Consider the following 18,679-nt stretch of genomic DNA (forward strand, 5'->3'; position numbering starts at 1 on the left):
ACGGCAGCCATGGTGGCCGCCCGGGCCGGAGTCTCTGTGGCAACGGTGTCGCTGGTGGCCAACGGCAAGACCGCTGGCCGAGTGTCCGAGGACAATATTTCCCGGGTGCAGGAGGCCATCGCCGAGCTGGGGTACGTGGTGGACGGCATCGGCAGCTCGCTGGCCAAGGGCGTCAGCTCCATTGTGATCCTGGTGGCACCGGACATCTCCAACCCGTTCTTCGCCAAGGTGATCGGCGGGGTGCGGGAGGCCCTGGGTCCGCAGTACCAGCTGCTGCTCTCCGTCACGGATTCGGGCGAGTTTCCCAAGGCCGACGACGTGCGGAAGCTGATGTCCCTGCGCCCGGCGGGGCTTCTGGTTGACGCACCGAACGCCGGCTTCCTGGACGATCTTTCCATTGCGGGCCCCCTGGTCCTGCTGGACGCCCCCGGCTTGGAATCGACCGCTCCGGCCGTGAACCTTGACGTCGCACAGGGCGCCCGGGCGTTGGCCGCACACCTCGCCGACGGGGGCCACCGGCGCGTGGCCTACCTGGACAGCGTGACCGGAACCGAAACCTTCGCCATCCGGCGCGAGGCATTCCTGGCCGAGGCGGCGGCCAGAGGCATGACGGTGGACCCGGAGCACGTCCCCGCCACCACCATCGACGTGGGTGAAGCGGCAGCAGCCTTTGCCGCAGCCTGGCCGGACTGGCAGCGCGAGGGGGTGACCGCCGTCGTCTGCGCCACGGACACCCACGCGTACGGTGTGCTGCAGGAGGCCCGCGTGGAAGGGGTCCGGATTCCGGCGGAGCTGGCCGTTGCCGGCTTCGACGACCTGCCCTACTCCGCCACCAGCAGCCCCGGCCTGACCAGTGTGCACCTGCCCGCGGCGCAGCTGGGACTCAAGGCCGGCGAGCAGCTCCGCCGCCTGATGGAGGGGCAGCCGCTGGAGCAAGAGGAACTCATCCTGGAGAGCTCCCTGGTGGTCCGGGGGTCCACCTCAGCGGCCTCAACGTAGGGGCAACAAAACGGCTGGCTGTCGGACCCCCGCCGTAAGCTGGGACCATGCCGAGTAACTGGGAAAGCCTGGACGAGCCGCTGCGTGAGTCGGTGGAGCACAACGTGGAGATCTATGAGCGCGTCCGGCCAGCCCTGAAGCTGGTTACCCGGGACGTTCTGCTGGTTCTGCGGGACATGCTCAAGGACAGCGAGGTCACGCCACTGTTCGTCACCGGCCGCACCAAGACGGTGGAATCGTTCAAGGAAAAGATCTCCCGGACGGAGGAGCCGCTGGAGCCAGGCGGCCGCCGGCTGCTCAAGTTCCCGGACCCGTTCCGCACCCTCAATGACATGGTGGGCATCCGGGTGATCACCAAGCTGCCGGCCGAGAACGCCGCGGTGGCCAACATCATCAAGCGCCAGCGGCAGCTGTTTGACTGCCGTGGCGACCGGGAGAAGGACATCGGGTCCATCGAGTCCGGCACGTACGGGTATTCGAGCCGGCACCTGATCCTGCGCACCATCCAGAACGAGGCCGTCAAGGAGTACCAGCAGGTCTTCAACCCGGACCTGCAGCCCAACGGCAGCTACTTTTTCGAGTGCCAGATCCGCACTATCTTCGCGCACGCGTGGAGCGAGATCGAGCATGACATCCGCTTCAAGGCCGAGGACCCGCGGGCCTGGACGCCGCACTTCGACCGGCAGTTCACGGCTACCGCCGCCATGTTGGAAACAGTAGAGACGGCTTTCGCGGACCTGCACGAACGGTATGAGGAAGTCCGGAGCTTCTGGGACGTGGACGGCGAAGGGGCCGCACCGCTTACGCCCAACCGGATCCGGGACGTATGGCGGACGCTGCTCCCGCACGTGGACCGCAAGGTGGACGATGACTGGGGCTGGGCCGCCGAACTCCTCGCCGCGCACGGGATGAACCAGACCATGCAGCTGGCCGGCCTGCTCAGCGCCAACCGCATCACGGAGGTGCGCAAGGCCCTGGACCACCGCTACTCCCCCGGCCCGGACCGGCTCCTGGACGACCTCCTGCTCTGGCAGTACGGCACCAAACACATCGACCTCACCGCGGAAGAGCCCGACGCCGTCCCGCACCCGCGGCGGGACAGCCTCCTGCGGCGGCTGCGGCAGATCGAGCGGTACAGGATGACGAAGAAGTAGGGGTAGGTGCGGGCTACGGCGAGCTGCTCGCGTCCAGCGCGAATCAGACCCCGGATGGAACCCCAAGGTCAGAGGCCTTGACAGAAGTGGCGTGCATCGCGCATTCTTTTTATCGATACAAATCTGGCAGAAGCGCTACGTCATTGCGGACGGAGGTCAAGGATGGAACAGCTCACATGCACGGCCCATGGCCGGATTGCCGGCGGCATCTCATCGGCCAACGGCAGTCGATTCACGGGCTATGACGCGCGCCGGGCTCACGAATTCCGTTGGCCCCTGCAGTGGCGAGTCACCGGAAATCCTTCGGACCAGAAGGTTGACGGCCGTACGGGCCATCTCGGCACTGTCCGGGTCAACGGTAGTCAGGGAGGGGATGCTGTACTCACCTTCCATCAAATTGTCGAAGCCAATCACTTTCACATCCACGGGGACATGAAGCTTGGCCTCGTGGAGGGCGCGGAGCGCACCGAGCGCTATGGTATCGGTGGCGCAGAACAGTCCGTCAAAATGGATTCCGGATTCGATCAGGCGGTCGACGGCTTCGCGTCCGCCCCTCAAGGTGAATTCGTTGATCGTCACGTGGAGCGAAGGATCAACCTCGATGCCTGCGGCCGCCAGCGCTTGCTGGTAGCCCGCGTAGCGGAGCGAGGAGGCGTCGGGCTCTGCCCCCATCGGACCCATCACGGCAGCAATACGACGGCAGCCGCGTTCGATCAAGTGTGCAGTGGCAGCTTTCGCTCCTTCAACGTTATCCATCGCGACATGGTCGACCGGGCCGGAGAAAATCCGTTCGCCGAGGATTACCACCGGGTAGTCGACGCGCAGCATATTGGCATCCCCCGCGCTCAGGCCAACGGTGCTGAGGATCAGTCCGTCGTACATCCGGTTGCGGGACAGTGCCAGGGCGTTGATTTCGTTTTCCTTGCTGCGGCCGGTCTGCTCGACGAGGACCCGGAGGTTGTGGGCGGCAGCTTCTTCTATGACACGGGTTGCGAAGTGCCCCCAGTAGGGGCGGTCGAATTCCGGGACTGCAAGTCCAATGGTGAAGGTCCGGCCAGCGCGCAGGTTCCTCGCGGCGTGGTTCACGCGGTAGTCCAGCTCTTCCATTGCCTTGACCACTTTGGCCCGGGTACTGCTTTTCACGTGGGGATGGTGGTTGATGACGTTGGACACCGTCATCGGCGAAACCCCAGCGGCCTTGGCTACATCCTGAATGGTTGCCATCCTCTTAACCTCTTTCCGCCAGACTACCGGCTGCACTGATTAGCGCAGCTGCAACATTGTATCGATCCACATTTATTGTATCGATACATGATCAAAGGAGAACCTTTTGAACATTAGCAATACGGGGGAGCCGGCAGTTCCCACCCTTATCGAGGGCTACTACGCCGACCCACACTTGTGCGTCTTTGACGGGCGGTTTTATTTATACCCAACCACCGATGGCAGCGACTCCTGGGGCGCCACCTCCTTCAAGGCGTTCTCTTCCCCGGACCTGATCGAGTGGACCGATCACGGCGTGGTCTTCTCGCTGCCGGAGCACACGCACTGGGCCAGAGAACATGCATGGGCCCCCGCCGTCTCAGAACGGAACGGGAACTATTTCCTGTACTACACCGCAGAGCAGGAAAACATCGGGGTTGCCGTTGCTTCCTCCCCCACAGGGCCGTTCGCGGACCTGGGACGCCCGCTGATCGCAGAAGGTGATTTCCCTGGGCGGGCCATCGATCCCAACATCTTTGTTGACGATGACGGCGCCGCCTACTTGTGCTGGGGCAACGGCATCGCGCACACCGTGCCACTGAATGAGGACATGACCTCATTCGACGCATCGCGGGTGATCTCGTGGATCCCGACGGGTTTTCGTGAGGCGGCCAACCTGCACCGGCGCGGGGATACCTACTACCTCTCATGGTCGGAGAACGACACCCGCGACGAGAACTACAGGGTCCGCTATGCGACTTCCACCAGTCCCTTCGGACCTTGGACCGAACACGGCGTGCTCCTCGAAAAAGCTCCCCAATGGGGGATCCGCGCCACCGGGCACCACTCCATTGTCAGAATCCCCCACAGCGATGACTGGCTCATCGCCTACCACCGCTTTGCCATCCCTGGAGGGACCGGCTACCGGCGGGAACTGGCAATCGACCCCCTGCTCCACACCGACGACGGCTTACTCCAAAAAGTCATCCCCTCCCGTGAACCCACCGTGAGGGATCTGGCGACCTATCACCCCAAAACCGAAAAAGCATCAAACTAACACTGGAAAGGCACCTGCAATGCTCGATCACACAAACGTCTTCCGTCCCCGCCGCAAAACTTTCCTGCGTCTGACAGTTCTCGGCACCGTCCTCGCGGCAGCGACCGCCCTGAGCGGATGTTCCGGATCCCCCGGAGGCTCAGACTCTGACAACACGGTCAGCTTTTACTCATGGGACAACGAGGCCAGCATGAAGCCGATCCTGGACGAGTTCAAGAAAGAAAACCCCTCGATTGACCTCAAGGTCTCCTACGGCACCCCGGTCCAGGGCTACATCTCCACCCTCCAGACCCGCATCAACAGCGGAACCGCGGCCGACGTCTTTATCATCACTGCCGAGAACAAAACGGAAATCATGAACGGCGGATTCGCCAAGGACCTCAGCGGTGAGCCCTGGATCGGCAACATCGCTGATGCCGCGAAAGCCACCTACACCAAAGACGGAAAGGTATACGGCGCAGCAACCTCCTCCTGGGGCGGCGGCATCCTTTACAACAAGGACCTCCTGGCAAAAGTCGGTTTCACCAACCCGCCGGAGACGTGGAACGATTTCCTGGCCCTGTGCAAGAAACTCAAAGATGCCGGCATCACCCCGTTCTACGAGCCTGCCGACACCATCCCGGTGAGCCTGGCTGCCCTCGTCGGGCTCCAGAACCAGGCCAGCGGCGGCACTATGGACGCTGACATCTGGGCCGGGAAGACTTCCTTCGCCAAGACCTGGACGGGTCCCCTGGAGGACTGGTCAAAACTGTTCAGCCAGGGACTCGTTTCGTCCTCGGTGGCAGGCCTTACGGGTGACCAGATCACCTCCGAGTTCCAGAGGGGCTCTGTCGCGATGATCAGCACCGGCTCGTGGGCCCTGGGCAGCATCCAGAAGGCCGCACCCAACATGAACATCGCATTCATGCCGGTACCCGGTGACTCCGGAACCTACTGGGCTGGAGCAGTCTCCCCCGGATATGCGATCAATGCCAAGACGCAACACCCCCAGTCGGCCGAGAAGCTTGTGGAGTTCCTCCAGAGCAAGACCGCCGTGGAGTTGTACCAGAAGCAGAACGCTGCGATCACAACGACCAAGGACTTCACCCCCAAACTCGATCCCGCCCTGTCCCCGATGGTCCCGGCAGTACGGGACGGGAAGTTCTACCTCCCCCAGGTCACCTGGCCCACCAACTCAGCCGCCCTGAACAGTGAGGCTGTCTCCCTCCTTCAGCAGCTCATTCAGGGCCAAAGCACACCCGAGAAGGTTGCATCGGGGCTCGACGCGAAGCTGGCGTCGCTCCAGGGCAAGTAGCACCCGTGTGGGCCGGCGGACAGCGAAAGCCGCCGGCCCCCAACCCCAGAAAGGCATTCCTACCTTGGCACTCTCAACAACGCCCGAAGTGCAGCCACTGCGATCGCATCACGCCAGCGGCAGGACGCTCGCCCGAAAGCGGCTGCACCGGCGCTCCCTTACATCGTGGGTCTTCATGGCCCCCATCGCGGTGGTCTTCATCGTGCTTTATGTGATCCCCATGAGCCAGTCGCTCTATTACAGCTTCACCGACTTCAACGGCTACGTCAGCAACCCCAAATTCATCGGCCTCGACAACTACGCAGAGCTTTTCAAAGACCCGTCGATGCTCTCGGCGCTCGGCTACACCATCTTTTACGCTGTATCCACCACCATCCTGGTGACCGTGGCCGCCATCCCACTGGCGCTGACCCTGAACAGGAAGTACCCCGGCCGCAACCTCGTCCGCTCAGCCTTCTTTTTTCCCGCTGTACCCAGCGTCGCCATCCTGGGCCTGGTGTGGGGCTTTATCCTCAATCCCCTTGGCTCCGGCGTGCTGAACAGCATCATCCACTCCCTCACCGGCCTCGGTCCCATCCCGTGGCTCTCCAACAGCACCCTTGCCCAACTCTCAACGGTGGTTGTCACCATCTGGGCGCAGACAGGATGGCATGCGGTACTGTACCTGGCCTATCTGCAAGCCATCCCCGCCGACTACTACGAAGTCTCAAAAATCGACGGGGCGAGCAGCTGGCAGAGCTTCCGATACATCACCCTCCCCCTGCTCGTGCCGGCCATGGCCGTCAGCCAACTGCTGCTGATGACCAACGGCCTGAAAGTCTTCGATCTGCCCTTCACGCTCACACGCGGCGGCCCCGGCTTCTCCACCAGGACCCTCACCCAATCCCTCATCGAGGACGGCATCGCCCAATCCCGCGTCGGGGCCGCTTCAGCCCTCGCCGTCCTCTTCCTTCTCGTCGTCGGCCTAGTGGTTCTGGGCCAGATGGCCCTCACGAACGCACTCCAAAGGAAATACTCATGACCAAGACCCGGCACCCCGTGACGTCCATCCTCATGATCCTGCTCGCCGGCCTCATGAGCGTGCCCTTCTACTACATTGTCGTCAACACCTTCAAAACCCAGGAGGAGACCACCAACAGCCCGCTTGCGCTCCCTACGCATTGGGTTTTCGACAACTACGTCAAGGTCTTCGAAGGCACCCCGATCGTCCAGAGCCTGATGAACACCGTCTACGTCACGGTCATCTCGATCTTTCTCATGCTGGCCATCGGATCACTGGCCGCATTCGGCCAAATCACGGGCCGTAGCCGAATCTCCCAAATCATCGGGACAGTGCTCGTCGCCGCGTTCATCATCCCGGGGCAGGCCACCCTCGTGCCCCTCTATCGGATGCTCGTCGGTGTCCATTTGGTGGACTCACTCAACGGGCTCATCGTGATTTACGCCTGCGGTTCCATCTTCTGCTACTACCTGATCCTCGGCTACATGCGGACGATTCCGGCTGAGGTGCTCGAGGCCGCGAGGATTGATGGGGCCGGGCCCTTCCGCATCTACTGGATGATCGTCCTGCCCCTCATCCGGCCGATCCTGGTCACCGTTGGCGTATTCCAGACGATGTGGGTCTGGAATGACTTCATTACCCCGAACGTGTTTATCAGCTCGGAAGACAAACAGACCCTGGTCCTGCAGGTTTACTCCGCGGCGGGACAATTCACCACCGACTGGCCCTCCTTCATGACCCTGACAGTCATCGTTCTCACCCCAATGGTCCTCTTCTTCGTCTTCATGCAGCGGCACATCGTCAGCGGACTCATCAGCGGAAGCGTCAAGGGATGACCGGGAAAACCGCAGGCTACCTCTTCGCCTACTTCACCTCCGCCGCCGAGGCAGACGGAGAACAGGTACGTTTCGCGCTAAGCACCGGCCCTAGCCCCCTCAACTGGACGATCCTTAATGGCGGCAACCCGATCCTCTACTCCACAGTCGGTGAGCAGGGCGTAAGAGATCCCTTCGTGCTCCGTGCGGCCGGCCTGCCGGGCGAGAGCGCCGGTTACTACCTCCTGGCGTCCGACCTCTGCATCGCCAGGAGGGACCCGGCAACCGCCTGGGAGGACTCAGTCAGAGCAGGAAGCCGCTCGATCGTGATCTGGGAAAGCAAGGACCTGGTGTCATGGACCCACCCCCGCCTCGTAGAAGTCGCCCCGCCCAGTGCCGGCAACGCCTGGGCCCCGGAAGCAATCTTCGACAAGGCAAGCGGGACCTACCTGGTTTATTGGGCTTCGACCCTTCGCTCCCCCTCGAATGATCCGACGCGCGGCACTTATCACCGAATGCTCTGCGCCAACACCAGCGACTTCCGGACTTTCACCCCCGCGCGCATCTGGATCGATCGCGGATGGTCAGTTATCGACTCCACCGTCGTCGAAGCCGACGGATACTTCTACCGCTTCAGCAAAGACGAACTGTCCGCCGATTCCTCGTCACCGCACGCCAAATTCATCACCGCCGAACGCTCCGAAACACTCGACAGTGAGCATTACACCGTGATCGCCACCGGAATTGGAGAAAATCACCTCGTACACGGCGAAGGGCCCATCGTCATTCGCGGCCCAGAACCCGAATCTTGGTTCCTCCTCATCGACGAATTCGGCCACCGCCGGTACACCGCCTTCACCAGCGACTCGCTCACATCGGACAGCTGGACCCCGGCCGCGGCCGCCATGCCCCCAGGCGCCAGCCACGGCTCCATCCTCCCCCTCACTGCCGACGAATACGCCCAACTCGAACACCTTGCGGACAACACAAAGGCTTCGTCGGGTCCACCAACCAGAGAAGAAGCCGTTCAGCATATGGCACGTCATCCAGTACGATGAACAGATGACTTCCCGTAAGGCCGTGGCCATCGCCGTCCCACTCGAGGCCGAGCTTGTGGACCAGATCCGCGCCGTTGATCCATCGGTCACCGTCCTTTACGAGCCCGACCTCCTGCCGCCGGAACGCTACCCGGCAGACCATGCCGGTGATCCCGCCTTTAAGCGCACCGAGGAGCAGGAGGAACGCTACTGGGCCATGCTCAACAGCGCCGAGGTGCTCTACGGATTTCCCAACGAAAGCCCTGCCGGGCTTGCCCGCATCGCCCGCGACAACCCCGGACTGCAATGGGTCCATGCCATGGCGGCGGGAGCAGGCGGAGCGGTCAAGGCGTCCGGCCTCAGCCAGGACGTCCTGCAGAAATTCAAGATCACCACCTCCGCCGGAGTGCACGCCCTGCCCTTGGCCGAATTCGCCGCGCTGGGAATCCTGAACGGCTTCAAACGGACATCCGAACTTGCCCAGGACCAGGCGGCGAAAGTCTGGCCCACCCTCCGGGTCGCCACCCGGCTTGTCAATGGGTCCAACCTGGCAATCAGCGGGCTGGGGGAAATCGGCCTGGAAACAGCCAGGATTGCCCGCGCGTTGGGCATGAAGGTCAGCGGCACCAAGCGTTCCGTGGAACCCATCGAGGGAATTGACCAGGTTGTGGACAACGCCGGCCTTCCCGCCCTCCTGGCCACGGCAGACGCCGTCGTCAACACCCTGCCGGGCACGGAGTACACGGAGAAGCTGTTCAACCGCGAACTGTTCGCCGCCATGAAGCCAGGCACAACGTTCGTCAACGTTGGCCGCGGCACTGTGGTGGACGAGGACGCCCTGCTGGAGGCACTGGACAACGGCCAGGTGGGCTACGCATGCCTGGACGTCTTCGCCGTGGAGCCGCTGCCGCAGGACAGCCCGCTATGGAACCATCCCCGGGTCATGGTTTCGCCCCACACCTCGGCCCTCAGCGCAGCCGAGAACCGCCTCATCACCGAGCGCTTCTGCAGCAACCTGCGCATCTTCCTCGACGGCGGGGAGCTGCCCCACCTCGTGGACACGGTGCACTTCTACTAGGCCGCGGCAGGGAGAAAAGATGCGCATCGCCAGAATCAAAACCGCAGCAGGTCCCCAGTACGCAGTGGAACGCGACAGCACGTGGGACCACATCATGGACCCCTTTGAGGAAGCGCTGCGCTACACGGGCGGCACCACGGCACACAGTGAGGCCAACTTCCTCGCCCCGGTGACTCCCGCCGTCGTCCTCGGCATCGGCCATAACCGGACGCTGAACGACCACCCCCTGCCCATCCAGGCCTGGCACAAGTCGGTTCACACCATCGCCAACCCCGGGGACACGGTAACGGCTGTCCGCAACCGCGGCATCATCAACGCCGAAGGGGAACTCGCCGCGGTGATCGGCAAGACAGCAACAAACCTCACGGTGGAGAACGCCCTGGACCATGTCCTGGGCTACACCTGCGTCAACGACGTCACCAACGTTGACCAAAACGCCGTGGATGAAAGGAACTTCCAAGGCAAGGCCGGCGTCAACTACACGCCACTGGGACCGTGGATCGAAACCGAACTTCCGGACCCTGAGCGTACGGGCATCGACGTGTACGTGAACGGAACAGCCAGGGCCAACTCCGGCACCTTCAACCTGCCATCCAGCGTGGCCGAATGCCTTGTCTACGTCACCTCCTGGCTCACCCTTGAGCCGGGGGACGTGGTGATGACCGGCGCGCCTGGCACCGCCGTACCCGTCGCGCCCGGTGACCGGGTGGACGTTGCAGTGGAGGGAATCGGAACCCTGAGCAGCGCCGTGGCCTGAGCCGGGCCAGCATCGGGGGACGCCGCGACGCCTTAAGATGGATAACGTTCAGTTGACTGAACACCAGCGAAGCCTTGCCCGGCAACCTAAGGAGAATCATGGCCGATTCCCCCATTCCCGTTTCATCCGATAAGTCGGGAACCGCTTCTCCGGCGCCCGCCGTCACGCGCGCCGCGGCCGTCCTGGATGCCCTGGCCGCCTCGGCAACCGGCCGGCTGACACTGAGCGACCTGTCGCGCGAAGTGGGAATTCCCAAGTCATCCACCTCCAACCTCCTGCTGGCCCTGGAGGAGTCGCGCCTGGTCAGCAGGCAGGGCGCGGAGTTCACCCTTGGCCGCAAGCTGGTGGAACTGGGTGCCGCCTACCTGGGTCGCATGGACGAAGTCCAGGAGTTTTACCGTTACTGCGAACAAGCCTCCGTCCTCTCCCGCGAGACGGTCCGGATCGCCATGCTGGACGGAACCAACGTCATTTACCTTGCCCGATACGAGGGACACCCCGCAGTCCGGCTCACCTCCAACATCGGGGACAAGATGCCCGTGTCCCTCTGCGCAGTGGGCAAGGCGCTGATCGCCCGGCTGAACGTGCACGACATTGAGGAGATGTTCCCCGATGACGCAGAATTGCCCGTCCTCACGCCAAAATCCCTGCGGACGGGCACGGAACTGAAGGCCCAGTTGCGGGAAATCCGCGAGCAGGGCTTCGCCTTCGAGGATGAAGAATCCACCACCGGCGTGGTCTGCCTGGCCGTTGCCGTCCCGACGCGGGGCGCGCACGGTCCCAGCCTGGGACTGTCCGTAACGGCACTCAAGGCCACTTATACGCCGGAACAGGGCTCGCAGATGGTCAAGGAGCTGCAGGAGCTGGCCCACTCGCTGGGCAATCCGATGGGCTAGGTACCTGGAGGGCCTGGGCCTTCCGCACGTAAGAAACCAAAAAGACTGTTGCCAGTTGTTCAGGATGCTGTATCGTGTTCAGCATAGTGATCGACACAATCGGTGTTGCCGCTATCCCACCAGGCCAACGGGGGCCTGGAGTGCGTTAGAGGGAGTTCTCGTGACAACTCGTACTAAATCACCGCAGGCCACCGCGGACGGCGCCGTCGTCGATCCGGACCAGCTGCGAAGGGCAACTCTTGCCAGTTCCGTGGGCTCCGCCCTGGAGTACTACGACTTTTACATCTACGGCCTTGCCTCAGCCCTGATCTTCGGCCCGCTCTTCTTCGCACCGCTGGGTGAGAGTGGAGCAATCATCGCCTCCTTCGCCACCTACGGCGTCGGCTTCGCCGCCCGGCCCTTCGGCGGCGTGGTGTTCGGCTACATTGGCGACCGCTTCGGCCGGAAGATGGTGCTGATCCTGACCATCGGCCTTATGGGCCTGTCCAGCTGCGCCATCGGCCTCCTGCCCACCTTCGAACAGGCGGGAATGCTGGGGGCCGTGCTCCTGGTGAGCCTGCGCATCCTGCAGGGCCTGGGCGCCGGCGCCGAGCAGGCAGGCGCCACGACCCTCATCTCGGAGGTGGCCCCGCGCCGTCGTCGTGGTTTCTTCGCCTCCCTGCCGTTTGTTGGTATCCAGCTGGGCACCCTGCTGGGTGCGGGGACCTTTGCCCTGATGGCGCTGGCGGACAAGGCAATCCTGCAGGCCTGGCTGTGGCGCGTACCGTTCCTGGCAAGCGTCATCCTGATCGCGATTGCCGTCTTCATCAGGCTCCGGCTCAAAGAGACCCCAGTCTTCCAGGAACTCGAAAAGCACAAGGCCGTGGTCAAGAACCCCGTGGGCCAGATCTGGAAGCACTCCAAGAAGAACGTGCTGATAGGCATTGGCCTGCGGATGGGGGAAAACGGCAACTCCTCCATCTACTCCGCGCTCCTGGTGTCCTTCATCAGCATGCCGGCAGGGGTCTTCGCCGGCGACAAGTTCATCGGCCCCACGGGCCTGTTGATTGCCGCAGGCTTCGCGGCGGTCATGGTTGTTACCTTCGGCGCCCTGTCCGACCGTTTCGGCAGGGTTCCCGTCTACCGCTACGGCGCACTCTTCCAGGCCGTTATCGCCTTGCCGGCCTTCTACCTGGTCACGCTGGGCAACGTCACCCTGGTGTGGATCGTCATGGTGTTGGGCATCGCCCTGGGCGTCCAGGCCATGCTTGGCCCGCAGTGCGCCCTGCTGCCGGAGCTCTTTGGCTCCCAGCACCGCTTCACCGGCGTGGCCCTCAGCCGCGAACTGTCCGCCGTCCTCGCCGGAGGCTTCGCACCCATGATCGGCGTTGCCCTCCTCGCCGCAACCAACCACTCCTGGCTGGTCCCGGCAATCTACTCGCTGGTCCTGGCAGCAATCTCGTTCGTCACCACGTTCTTCACCCCGGAAACGAATGGCCGCGACCTGGTGGTCGTGGAGGACGCCGGCTAAACAACCGCACCACCCCGCCTTCGCCGGACGGATCCCGCACCCAAGGGTGCGGGATCTGTGGCGTCCGGCACCAGCCCCACCGAGGGGACCAGACGGCCCCTGCAAAGTGCGGACCCTGCGGTATTCTGTTCCTTTGAATCCGGTCCAGGGGGCGGCCAGGACAAAGACACGTCGAACGGCCCTTCAGTGACATCCAGCAGCCAGCTTCCAGGACTTGTGCCAGGCCATATCCCGCACGAGGACTTCCTCGACTGTCCCACCGGACTCGTCGAGTACTACTTCTCAGACGGCATCTTCCGCTGGTCTGACAGCCTGTACCGGATGTACGGGTATGAGCGCGGCGAGGTTGTCCCCTCCATGGACATGGCCATGGCCCACATCGAGCCGGAAGACCGGCCCAGGGTCCAGGCCTATTGGGAACGCGTCTCCTCGGCAGGCGGGCCATCGTCCATCTACGTGTCCATTCGCGACCGCAAGGACCGCCAGCACAAACTGCTCTACTCCGCGGACTACATCATGGAAGGGGACACTCCCGTTGGCGTCTGGGGTGTGGTGGTGGACCTGACGCAGTCAATCCATACGGACCGCCACCAACTCGCCACCGAGGCAGTCGTAGCGTCGGCCCGCAACCGGGCAGTCATCGAACAGGCAAAGGGCATCCTGATGGGGCGCACCGGGGCCACCGCGGAGCAGGCCTTTGAGCTCATCAGTCAGTTGAGCCAGGATACGAACCGCAAGGTGTACGCCATCGCCCAGGAAATCGTGGAACGGGCCACCGCGCAGGGCGGTGACCCGAAGGACCAGGACCACCGCCTGCTGTAGCGGCCGCACCCAGGCATGGACCGCCGTCGAACCCTACAACGCGAGGCGCGGCCCGTCCGCCACAACAGGCGCGGAAGCAACAGCAGGCCTGGAAGCTACAACCGGTATGGAACCGGTCAGGGCCTCCACAACAGCCATTTGGCCGGTGGTGTCAGGGACCCCGGGGTACTGAACGTGCGCCGGCTCAACGGGAGCAACGGGGCTTTCGGAGCGCATGCGGACCAGCGCCACTGCGGAGATCAGGAACCACGCCGCACTGGTGACCACCGAGGGCCACGCCCCGTGCAGGGTGCCGTTGATGATGAAGGCCACGGAGCCGAAAAGGTTCGCCGTCTGGAAGCCCTTGCCGGCCTTCAGCCAGCCCATGGAAACGGAGAGGTACGCACTCAGTATCGCCGCCGCGCCTGCCCAGCCGGCAATTTCCCACAGCAGTTCCATGGCGTCCTTCCAAAGTGGTCCCTGCGCAGTATCCGGGCAGGGCTGAAGATGGGTAATTCAAGGTTTGGTTTGCGCCGGATGCCGTCCTGGAAGGACCGGCAGCATCCAGGTCTGCGTTGCCTCGAGCCCTGTTAGGGCGAGGACCTCATTCGCTGGCGGCGGCATAAATCATACCCCGCACCGAAGCGCTCATTTGACGCGACATTCCCCGTTGCCTGAAGGGTGGACAAGACCCTTGCCGCGTAGCACGATCAGAGCTGTGACCACCAGCCCCGTTTCCGATCCCTACCTCCGCGAACTCACCCAGCTGAGGCGCGTCAAGGACCGGATGGACCGGGAATATGCGCAGCCCCTCGACGTCGAATCCCTCGCCCGGGATGTCCACATGTCCGCGGGCCATTTCAGCCGGCGCTTCAAGCTGGCCTACGGTGAGTCCCCCTACAGCTACCTCATGACCCGCCGCATCGAACGGGCCATGGCGCTGCTGCGCATCGGTGACCTCAGCGTCACTGACGTGTGCTTCGCCGTCGGCTGTTCCTCCCTGGGGACCTTCAGCACCCGCTTCAGCGAACTGGTGGGCATGCCGCCCAGCGTCTATAAACAGGAAGCACAAAGCGCGACGGCGGGAATCCCCGCCTGCGTGGCCAAGCAGGTCACCAGACCGGTCAGGAATCGAGAAGCGCCGGCCCCCGAGCCGTTACTAGCATGACTGCCATGGACATCAACATTTCCTCAACCTTCCTTCCCGCTACCGACCCCGACGCTTCGCTGGCCTTCTACCGCGACGCCCTGGGCTTCGAAATCCGCAACGACGTGGGCCGCGGCACCATGCGCTGGATCACCGTTGGCCCCGCCGGCCAAAAGGACGTCTCCATCGTCCTGCACCCGCCGGCTGTGGATCCCGGGATCACCGACGACGAACGCCGCACCATCACCGAGATGATGGCCAAGGGCACCTACGCCACCATCGTTCTTTCCTCTCCTGATGTGGACGCCGCCTTCGCCAAAGTCGAGGCGAGCGGCGCCGACGTGGTCCAGGAACCCATCGACCAGCCGTACGGAATCCGCGACTGTGCCTTCCGCGATCCGGCCGGGAACACGGTCCGGATCAACCAGCAGCAGTAGGCATATAACCAGCCACGTATATAACGGACGACGCCGACGGGAGACTGCCAGCGCAGCCTCCCGTGGGCGCCGCTCCAGGAAGAGGGGGACACCTTGAGCACGGACATCACCACGGACGCGGACACAGAGAACACCGGGACCCATATCGCCGACACCCACGACCTGATCCGCGTCCAGGGCGCGCGGGAGAACAACCTCAAGGACATCAGCCTTGAACTGCCCAAGCGCCGGCTCACCGCGTTCACGGGCGTGTCCGGCTCGGGCAAGAGCTCCCTGGTGTTTGCCACCATCGCCGCCGAATCGCAGCGGATGATCAACGAGACCTACAGTGCGTTCGTGCAGGGCTTCATGCCCAACCTGGCCCGCCCGGATGTGGACCGGCTGGAAGGGCTGACCACCGCGATCATCGTTGACCAGGAGCGGATGGGCGCCAACCCGCGCTCCACCGTGGGCACCGCAACCGACGCCAACGCCATGCTGCGGATCCTCTTCAGCCGCCTGGGCAAACCCTATGTGGGTCCGCCCACCGCCTTCTCCTTCAACGTTCCCACCCGCAAGGCCAGCGGCATCATGAGCACCGAAAAGGGCGGCCGGGTGGAAAAGAACGTGGTCCGCCAGGTCACCTACCTCGGCGGCATGTGCCCCCGCTGCGAGGGCATGGGCAACATCAGCGATATTGACCGGACCGCCCTCTACGACGACTCGAAGTCCCTTAACGAGGGAGCGCTCACCGTCCCCGGCTACTCCATGGACGGCTGGTACGGGCGCCTGTTCGAAGGCATGGGCCTGCCCATGGACAAGCCCATCGCCACGTTCACCAAGAAGCAACTGGACACGATGCTGTACGCCGAGCCCACCAAGATCAAGGTGGAGGGCGTCAACCTCACGTTCGAGGGCATCATCCCCAAAATCCAGAAGTCCATGCTCTCCAAGGACGTGGAGGCCATGCAGCCCCACGTGAAGCGGTTCGTGGAACGGGCGGTCACCTTTGCCACCTGCCCTGACTGCGGCGGAACCCGGCTCACGCCCGAGGTGCTCAACGCCCGGATCAACGGCATGAACATCGCGGACCTCTGCACCATGCAGATCAGCGACCTGGCGCGATGGATCCGCGGCCTGGACGAACCCTCCGTCCGCCCGCTGCTTATCGGGCTGCGGGACCTCCTCGAGTCCTTCACCGAAATCGGCCTGGGCTACCTCTCGTTGGACCGCCCGGCCGGCACCCTCTCCGGCGGCGAGGCGCAGCGGACCAAGATGATCCGCCACCTGGGTTCCTCCCTGACCGATGTCACCTACGTCTTCGATGAGCCCAGCATCGGACTCCACCCCCACGACATCGAACGGATGAACACCCTCCTGCTGCAGCTGCGGGACAAAGGCAACACCGTCCTGGTGGTGGAGCACAAGCCGGAGATGATCGCCATCGCCGATCACGTCGTCGACCTCGGCCCCAAGGCCGGCACCGGCGGCGGCGAGATTGTCTACGAGGGCGACGTGGACGGGCTGCGTTCCAGCGGCACCATCACCGGGCGCCACCTGGACGACCGCGCCCGGCTGAAGGATTCGTTCCGGCAACAGACAGGCGCACTGGAGGTCCGCGGCGCCTCGACGAACAACCTCCGCAACGTGGATGTGGACGTCCCGCTTGGCATGCTGTGCGTGGTGACGGGCGTGGCCGGGTCCGGCAAAAGCTCGCTGATCCACGGCTCGCTGGCCGGGCGCGAGGGCGTGGTGGTGATCGACCAGGGCGCCATCAAGGGTTCCCGGCGCAGCAACCCGGCCACCTATACAGGCCTGCTGGAGCCCATCCGCAAGGCCTTCGCCAAGGCCAACGGCGTGAAGCCGGCACTCTTCAGCTCCAACTCCGAGGGCGCCTGCCCCACCTGCAACGGCGCGGGCGTGATCTTCACCGAACTCGGCGTGATGGCCACGGTCGAATCCACCTGCGAGGACTGCGAGGGCCGCCGCTTCCAGCCCGCCGTCCTGGAGTACACCCTGGGCGGCCAGAACATCGCGGACGTGCTGGCGATGTCCGTCGACGCAGCGCTGGCCTACTTCGCGGAAGGCGAGGCCAGGACCCCGGCCGCGCACAAGGTCCTTGAACGCCTGGCCGACGTCGGACTGGGCTACATCACGCTCGGCCAGCCGCTGACCACCCTGTCCGGCGGCGAGCGCCAGCGGCTCAAGCTGGCCACGCAGATGGCGGAGGCCGGCGACGTCTACATCCTGGACGAGCCAACCGTGGGCCTGCACCTGGCCGACGTCCAACAGCTCCTGGGCCTGCTGGACCGGCTGGTGGATTCGGGCAAGTCGGTGATCGTGATCGAGCACCACCAGGCGGTGATGGCGCACGCGGACTGGATCATCGACATCGGTCCCGGAGCAGGGCACGACGGCGGCAGGATCGTTTTCGAGGGCACCCCGGCCGAGCTGGTGGCGGGCCGGGCGACGCTCACCGGGCAGCACCTGGCGGCGTACGTGGGGGCATGAAGCCGGCGGCTGAGCCTGCTGGGGACGCTGCGTCAGCGGCTTCCCGGCAGCCGCTCCAGGAAGCTGACCGTGGCGGCGGCGACCTGTTGCTGTCCCGCGCTGCGGCTGATGCCGGGCTCGCCGTCGCCGGGTTGTGCACCGTAGTCACCGAAGAACGCGTGCACACCGCCCTGGACGGCGGCGAATTCCGTGTCCGGGGGCAGGAGTTCCCGGGAGGCCTGGATCTTGTCCGGCGTACTGAATCCGTCCTTGGTCCCGGAGACGGACAGGACGGAAAGGCCGGTCCGTTCCCGCAGCGATTCCACAGGATAGGAGGCGTACAGCACCAGGCCAGTGACGTCGGTGTTGTTGAGGGCGAACGAGGAGGCCGACACCCCGCCCAGGGAGTGGCCGCCCACCGCCCAGCTGGTGACGTCCGTGTTCGCCTCGATGGCACTCCGGGCCTGATTGCCGTCCAGCAGGCTGAGCCCGAGCGGCTCCTTCAGGATGACCACCCGGTATCCGGCGCCGACGACCGGGGCAAGGATGTCCTGGTAGGCGCGGGCATCTACCCGGGCGCCCGGGTAGAAGACCAGACCCTTGGTGGTGCCGCCCTCGGGTGACATGGTGATGGCGGTGGGAGTTTCGGTGACGGTGAGGTCCGACGCCGGTCCGGCCCCCGCCGTCGGGCCCGGCTTGTAGGCAAAGGGGCTGAGCCAGGCCAGCCCGGCGGCGAGCGCCAGGACGGCCAGGCTGCCGGCCCATGCCCCGACGGCCCGGACGCGGGAGCGGGGCCGGGGGACATCCCGACGGAGCCAGAGCAGGGCTGCCCTGGCTGCACCGGCGGCTGCCGCGGCCAGCAGGATGCCCGGCAGCAGCGGGTGGCCGCCCAGGACGGCGGGGTTCCCGGCAAGCATCCACAGCGCAACCCCCATCAGGGCGGCGGCGGACCCTGCCGATGCCCAGAAAAGAGCCGTCCGTTTCCTGGGCAGCGCGCTGGCTTGGCCGGCAGGCGAAATCTTCAT

At 64.3% G+C, this 18,679-nt stretch carries 18 protein-coding genes; 15 read left to right on the forward strand and 3 right to left on the reverse strand.

Features of this window, described 5'->3' with window-relative positions; genetic code table 11:
- Nucleotides 1-9 precede the first annotated feature (9 nt).
- Together QFZ60_RS19835 and QFZ60_RS19840 are read left to right on the forward strand one after the other, a co-directional pair.
- Nucleotides 10-999 (forward strand): LacI family DNA-binding transcriptional regulator, encoded by a 990-nt coding sequence (locus QFZ60_RS19835; protein WP_373427728.1) that lies wholly within the window; start codon nucleotides 10-12, stop codon nucleotides 997-999.
- Nucleotides 1,000-1,046: 47 nt separating this feature from the next.
- Nucleotides 1,047-2,153: a GTP pyrophosphokinase family protein gene (locus QFZ60_RS19840; RefSeq protein WP_307092708.1), complete on the forward strand. Its 1,107-nt coding sequence runs from the start codon at nucleotides 1,047-1,049 to the stop codon at nucleotides 2,151-2,153.
- 210 nt (nucleotides 2,154-2,363) lie between these two features.
- Here the strand turns inward: QFZ60_RS19840 and QFZ60_RS19845 are convergent, their stop codons facing one another.
- Nucleotides 2,364-3,377, reverse strand: a complete 1,014-nt coding sequence (locus QFZ60_RS19845) for a LacI family DNA-binding transcriptional regulator (protein WP_307092709.1) — start codon at nucleotides 3,375-3,377, stop codon at nucleotides 2,364-2,366.
- A 106-nt stretch (nucleotides 3,378-3,483) separates the two neighbouring features.
- Here QFZ60_RS19845 and QFZ60_RS19850 point away from each other — a divergent pair, with 106 nt between their 5' ends.
- From QFZ60_RS19850 to QFZ60_RS19895, 10 genes are all read left to right on the forward strand, one after another.
- On the forward strand, nucleotides 3,484-4,413 hold the full coding sequence (locus QFZ60_RS19850) for a family 43 glycosylhydrolase (protein WP_307092711.1): 930 nt from the start codon (nucleotides 3,484-3,486) through the stop codon (nucleotides 4,411-4,413).
- A gap of 19 nt (nucleotides 4,414-4,432) precedes the next feature.
- On the forward strand, nucleotides 4,433-5,707 hold the full coding sequence (locus QFZ60_RS19855) for an ABC transporter substrate-binding protein (RefSeq protein ID WP_307092712.1): 1,275 nt from the start codon (nucleotides 4,433-4,435) through the stop codon (nucleotides 5,705-5,707).
- A 64-nt stretch (nucleotides 5,708-5,771) separates the two neighbouring features.
- Complete coding sequence (locus tag QFZ60_RS19860; RefSeq protein WP_307092714.1) at nucleotides 5,772-6,728, forward strand: carbohydrate ABC transporter permease; 957 nt, start codon at nucleotides 5,772-5,774, stop codon at nucleotides 6,726-6,728.
- The gene (locus QFZ60_RS19865) at nucleotides 6,725-7,543 is read left to right on the forward strand and encodes a carbohydrate ABC transporter permease (protein WP_307092715.1); all 819 of its coding nucleotides are present in this window, start codon (nucleotides 6,725-6,727) and stop codon (nucleotides 7,541-7,543) included. The genes QFZ60_RS19860 and QFZ60_RS19865 overlap by 4 nt, the downstream gene beginning before the upstream one ends.
- On the forward strand, nucleotides 7,540-8,580 hold the full coding sequence (locus tag QFZ60_RS19870; protein ID WP_307092716.1) for a glycoside hydrolase family 43 protein: 1,041 nt from the start codon (nucleotides 7,540-7,542) through the stop codon (nucleotides 8,578-8,580). Before QFZ60_RS19865 ends, QFZ60_RS19870 begins: the two co-directional genes overlap by 4 nt.
- 4 nt (nucleotides 8,581-8,584) lie before the next feature.
- Nucleotides 8,585-9,637, forward strand: a complete 1,053-nt coding sequence (locus tag QFZ60_RS19875) for a D-2-hydroxyacid dehydrogenase (protein ID WP_307092718.1) — start codon at nucleotides 8,585-8,587, stop codon at nucleotides 9,635-9,637.
- A gap of 19 nt (nucleotides 9,638-9,656) precedes the next feature.
- The gene (locus tag QFZ60_RS19880; RefSeq protein WP_307092719.1) at nucleotides 9,657-10,394 is read left to right on the forward strand and encodes a fumarylacetoacetate hydrolase family protein; all 738 of its coding nucleotides are present in this window, start codon (nucleotides 9,657-9,659) and stop codon (nucleotides 10,392-10,394) included.
- Between the two features lie 98 nt (nucleotides 10,395-10,492).
- A complete protein-coding gene (locus tag QFZ60_RS19885) occupies nucleotides 10,493-11,290 on the forward strand; it encodes an IclR family transcriptional regulator (RefSeq protein WP_307092721.1) in 798 nt (265 codons plus the stop codon).
- 160 nt (nucleotides 11,291-11,450) lie between these two features.
- Nucleotides 11,451-12,800 (forward strand): MFS transporter, encoded by a 1,350-nt coding sequence (locus QFZ60_RS19890; protein WP_307092723.1) that lies wholly within the window; start codon nucleotides 11,451-11,453, stop codon nucleotides 12,798-12,800.
- A 216-nt stretch (nucleotides 12,801-13,016) separates the two neighbouring features.
- Entirely contained in the window at nucleotides 13,017-13,622 is a 606-nt protein-coding gene (locus QFZ60_RS19895) for a PAS and ANTAR domain-containing protein (RefSeq protein WP_307092725.1), read from the forward strand.
- A gap of 33 nt (nucleotides 13,623-13,655) precedes the next feature.
- Here the strand turns inward: QFZ60_RS19895 and QFZ60_RS19900 are convergent, their stop codons facing one another.
- A complete protein-coding gene (locus QFZ60_RS19900; RefSeq protein WP_307092726.1) occupies nucleotides 13,656-14,060 on the reverse strand; it encodes a hypothetical protein in 405 nt (134 codons plus the stop codon).
- A gap of 259 nt (nucleotides 14,061-14,319) precedes the next feature.
- Between QFZ60_RS19900 and QFZ60_RS19905 the strand changes: the two genes are divergently transcribed.
- From QFZ60_RS19905 to QFZ60_RS19915, 3 genes are all read left to right on the forward strand, one after another.
- Nucleotides 14,320-14,769, forward strand: coding sequence for a helix-turn-helix transcriptional regulator (locus QFZ60_RS19905; RefSeq protein ID WP_307092727.1), 450 nt, complete (start codon nucleotides 14,320-14,322; stop codon nucleotides 14,767-14,769).
- Nucleotides 14,766-15,185, forward strand: a complete 420-nt coding sequence (locus QFZ60_RS19910) for a VOC family protein (RefSeq protein WP_307092729.1) — start codon at nucleotides 14,766-14,768, stop codon at nucleotides 15,183-15,185. The genes QFZ60_RS19905 and QFZ60_RS19910 overlap by 4 nt, the downstream gene beginning before the upstream one ends.
- Nucleotides 15,186-15,278: 93 nt before the next feature.
- Nucleotides 15,279-17,675 carry an excinuclease ABC subunit UvrA gene (locus QFZ60_RS19915; RefSeq protein ID WP_307092732.1) on the forward strand — a complete coding sequence of 799 codons (2,397 nt, stop codon included), beginning with the start codon at nucleotides 15,279-15,281 and terminating at the stop codon, nucleotides 17,673-17,675.
- Between the two features lie 32 nt (nucleotides 17,676-17,707).
- On the opposite strand, the gene QFZ60_RS19920 is transcribed toward QFZ60_RS19915, so the two are convergent.
- On the reverse strand, nucleotides 17,708-18,679 hold the full coding sequence (locus QFZ60_RS19920) for an alpha/beta hydrolase (protein ID WP_307092734.1): 972 nt from the start codon (nucleotides 18,677-18,679) through the stop codon (nucleotides 17,708-17,710).

The organism is Arthrobacter sp. B2I5, assembly GCF_030816735.1.
Taxonomy (GTDB): domain Bacteria; phylum Actinomycetota; class Actinomycetes; order Actinomycetales; family Micrococcaceae; genus Arthrobacter.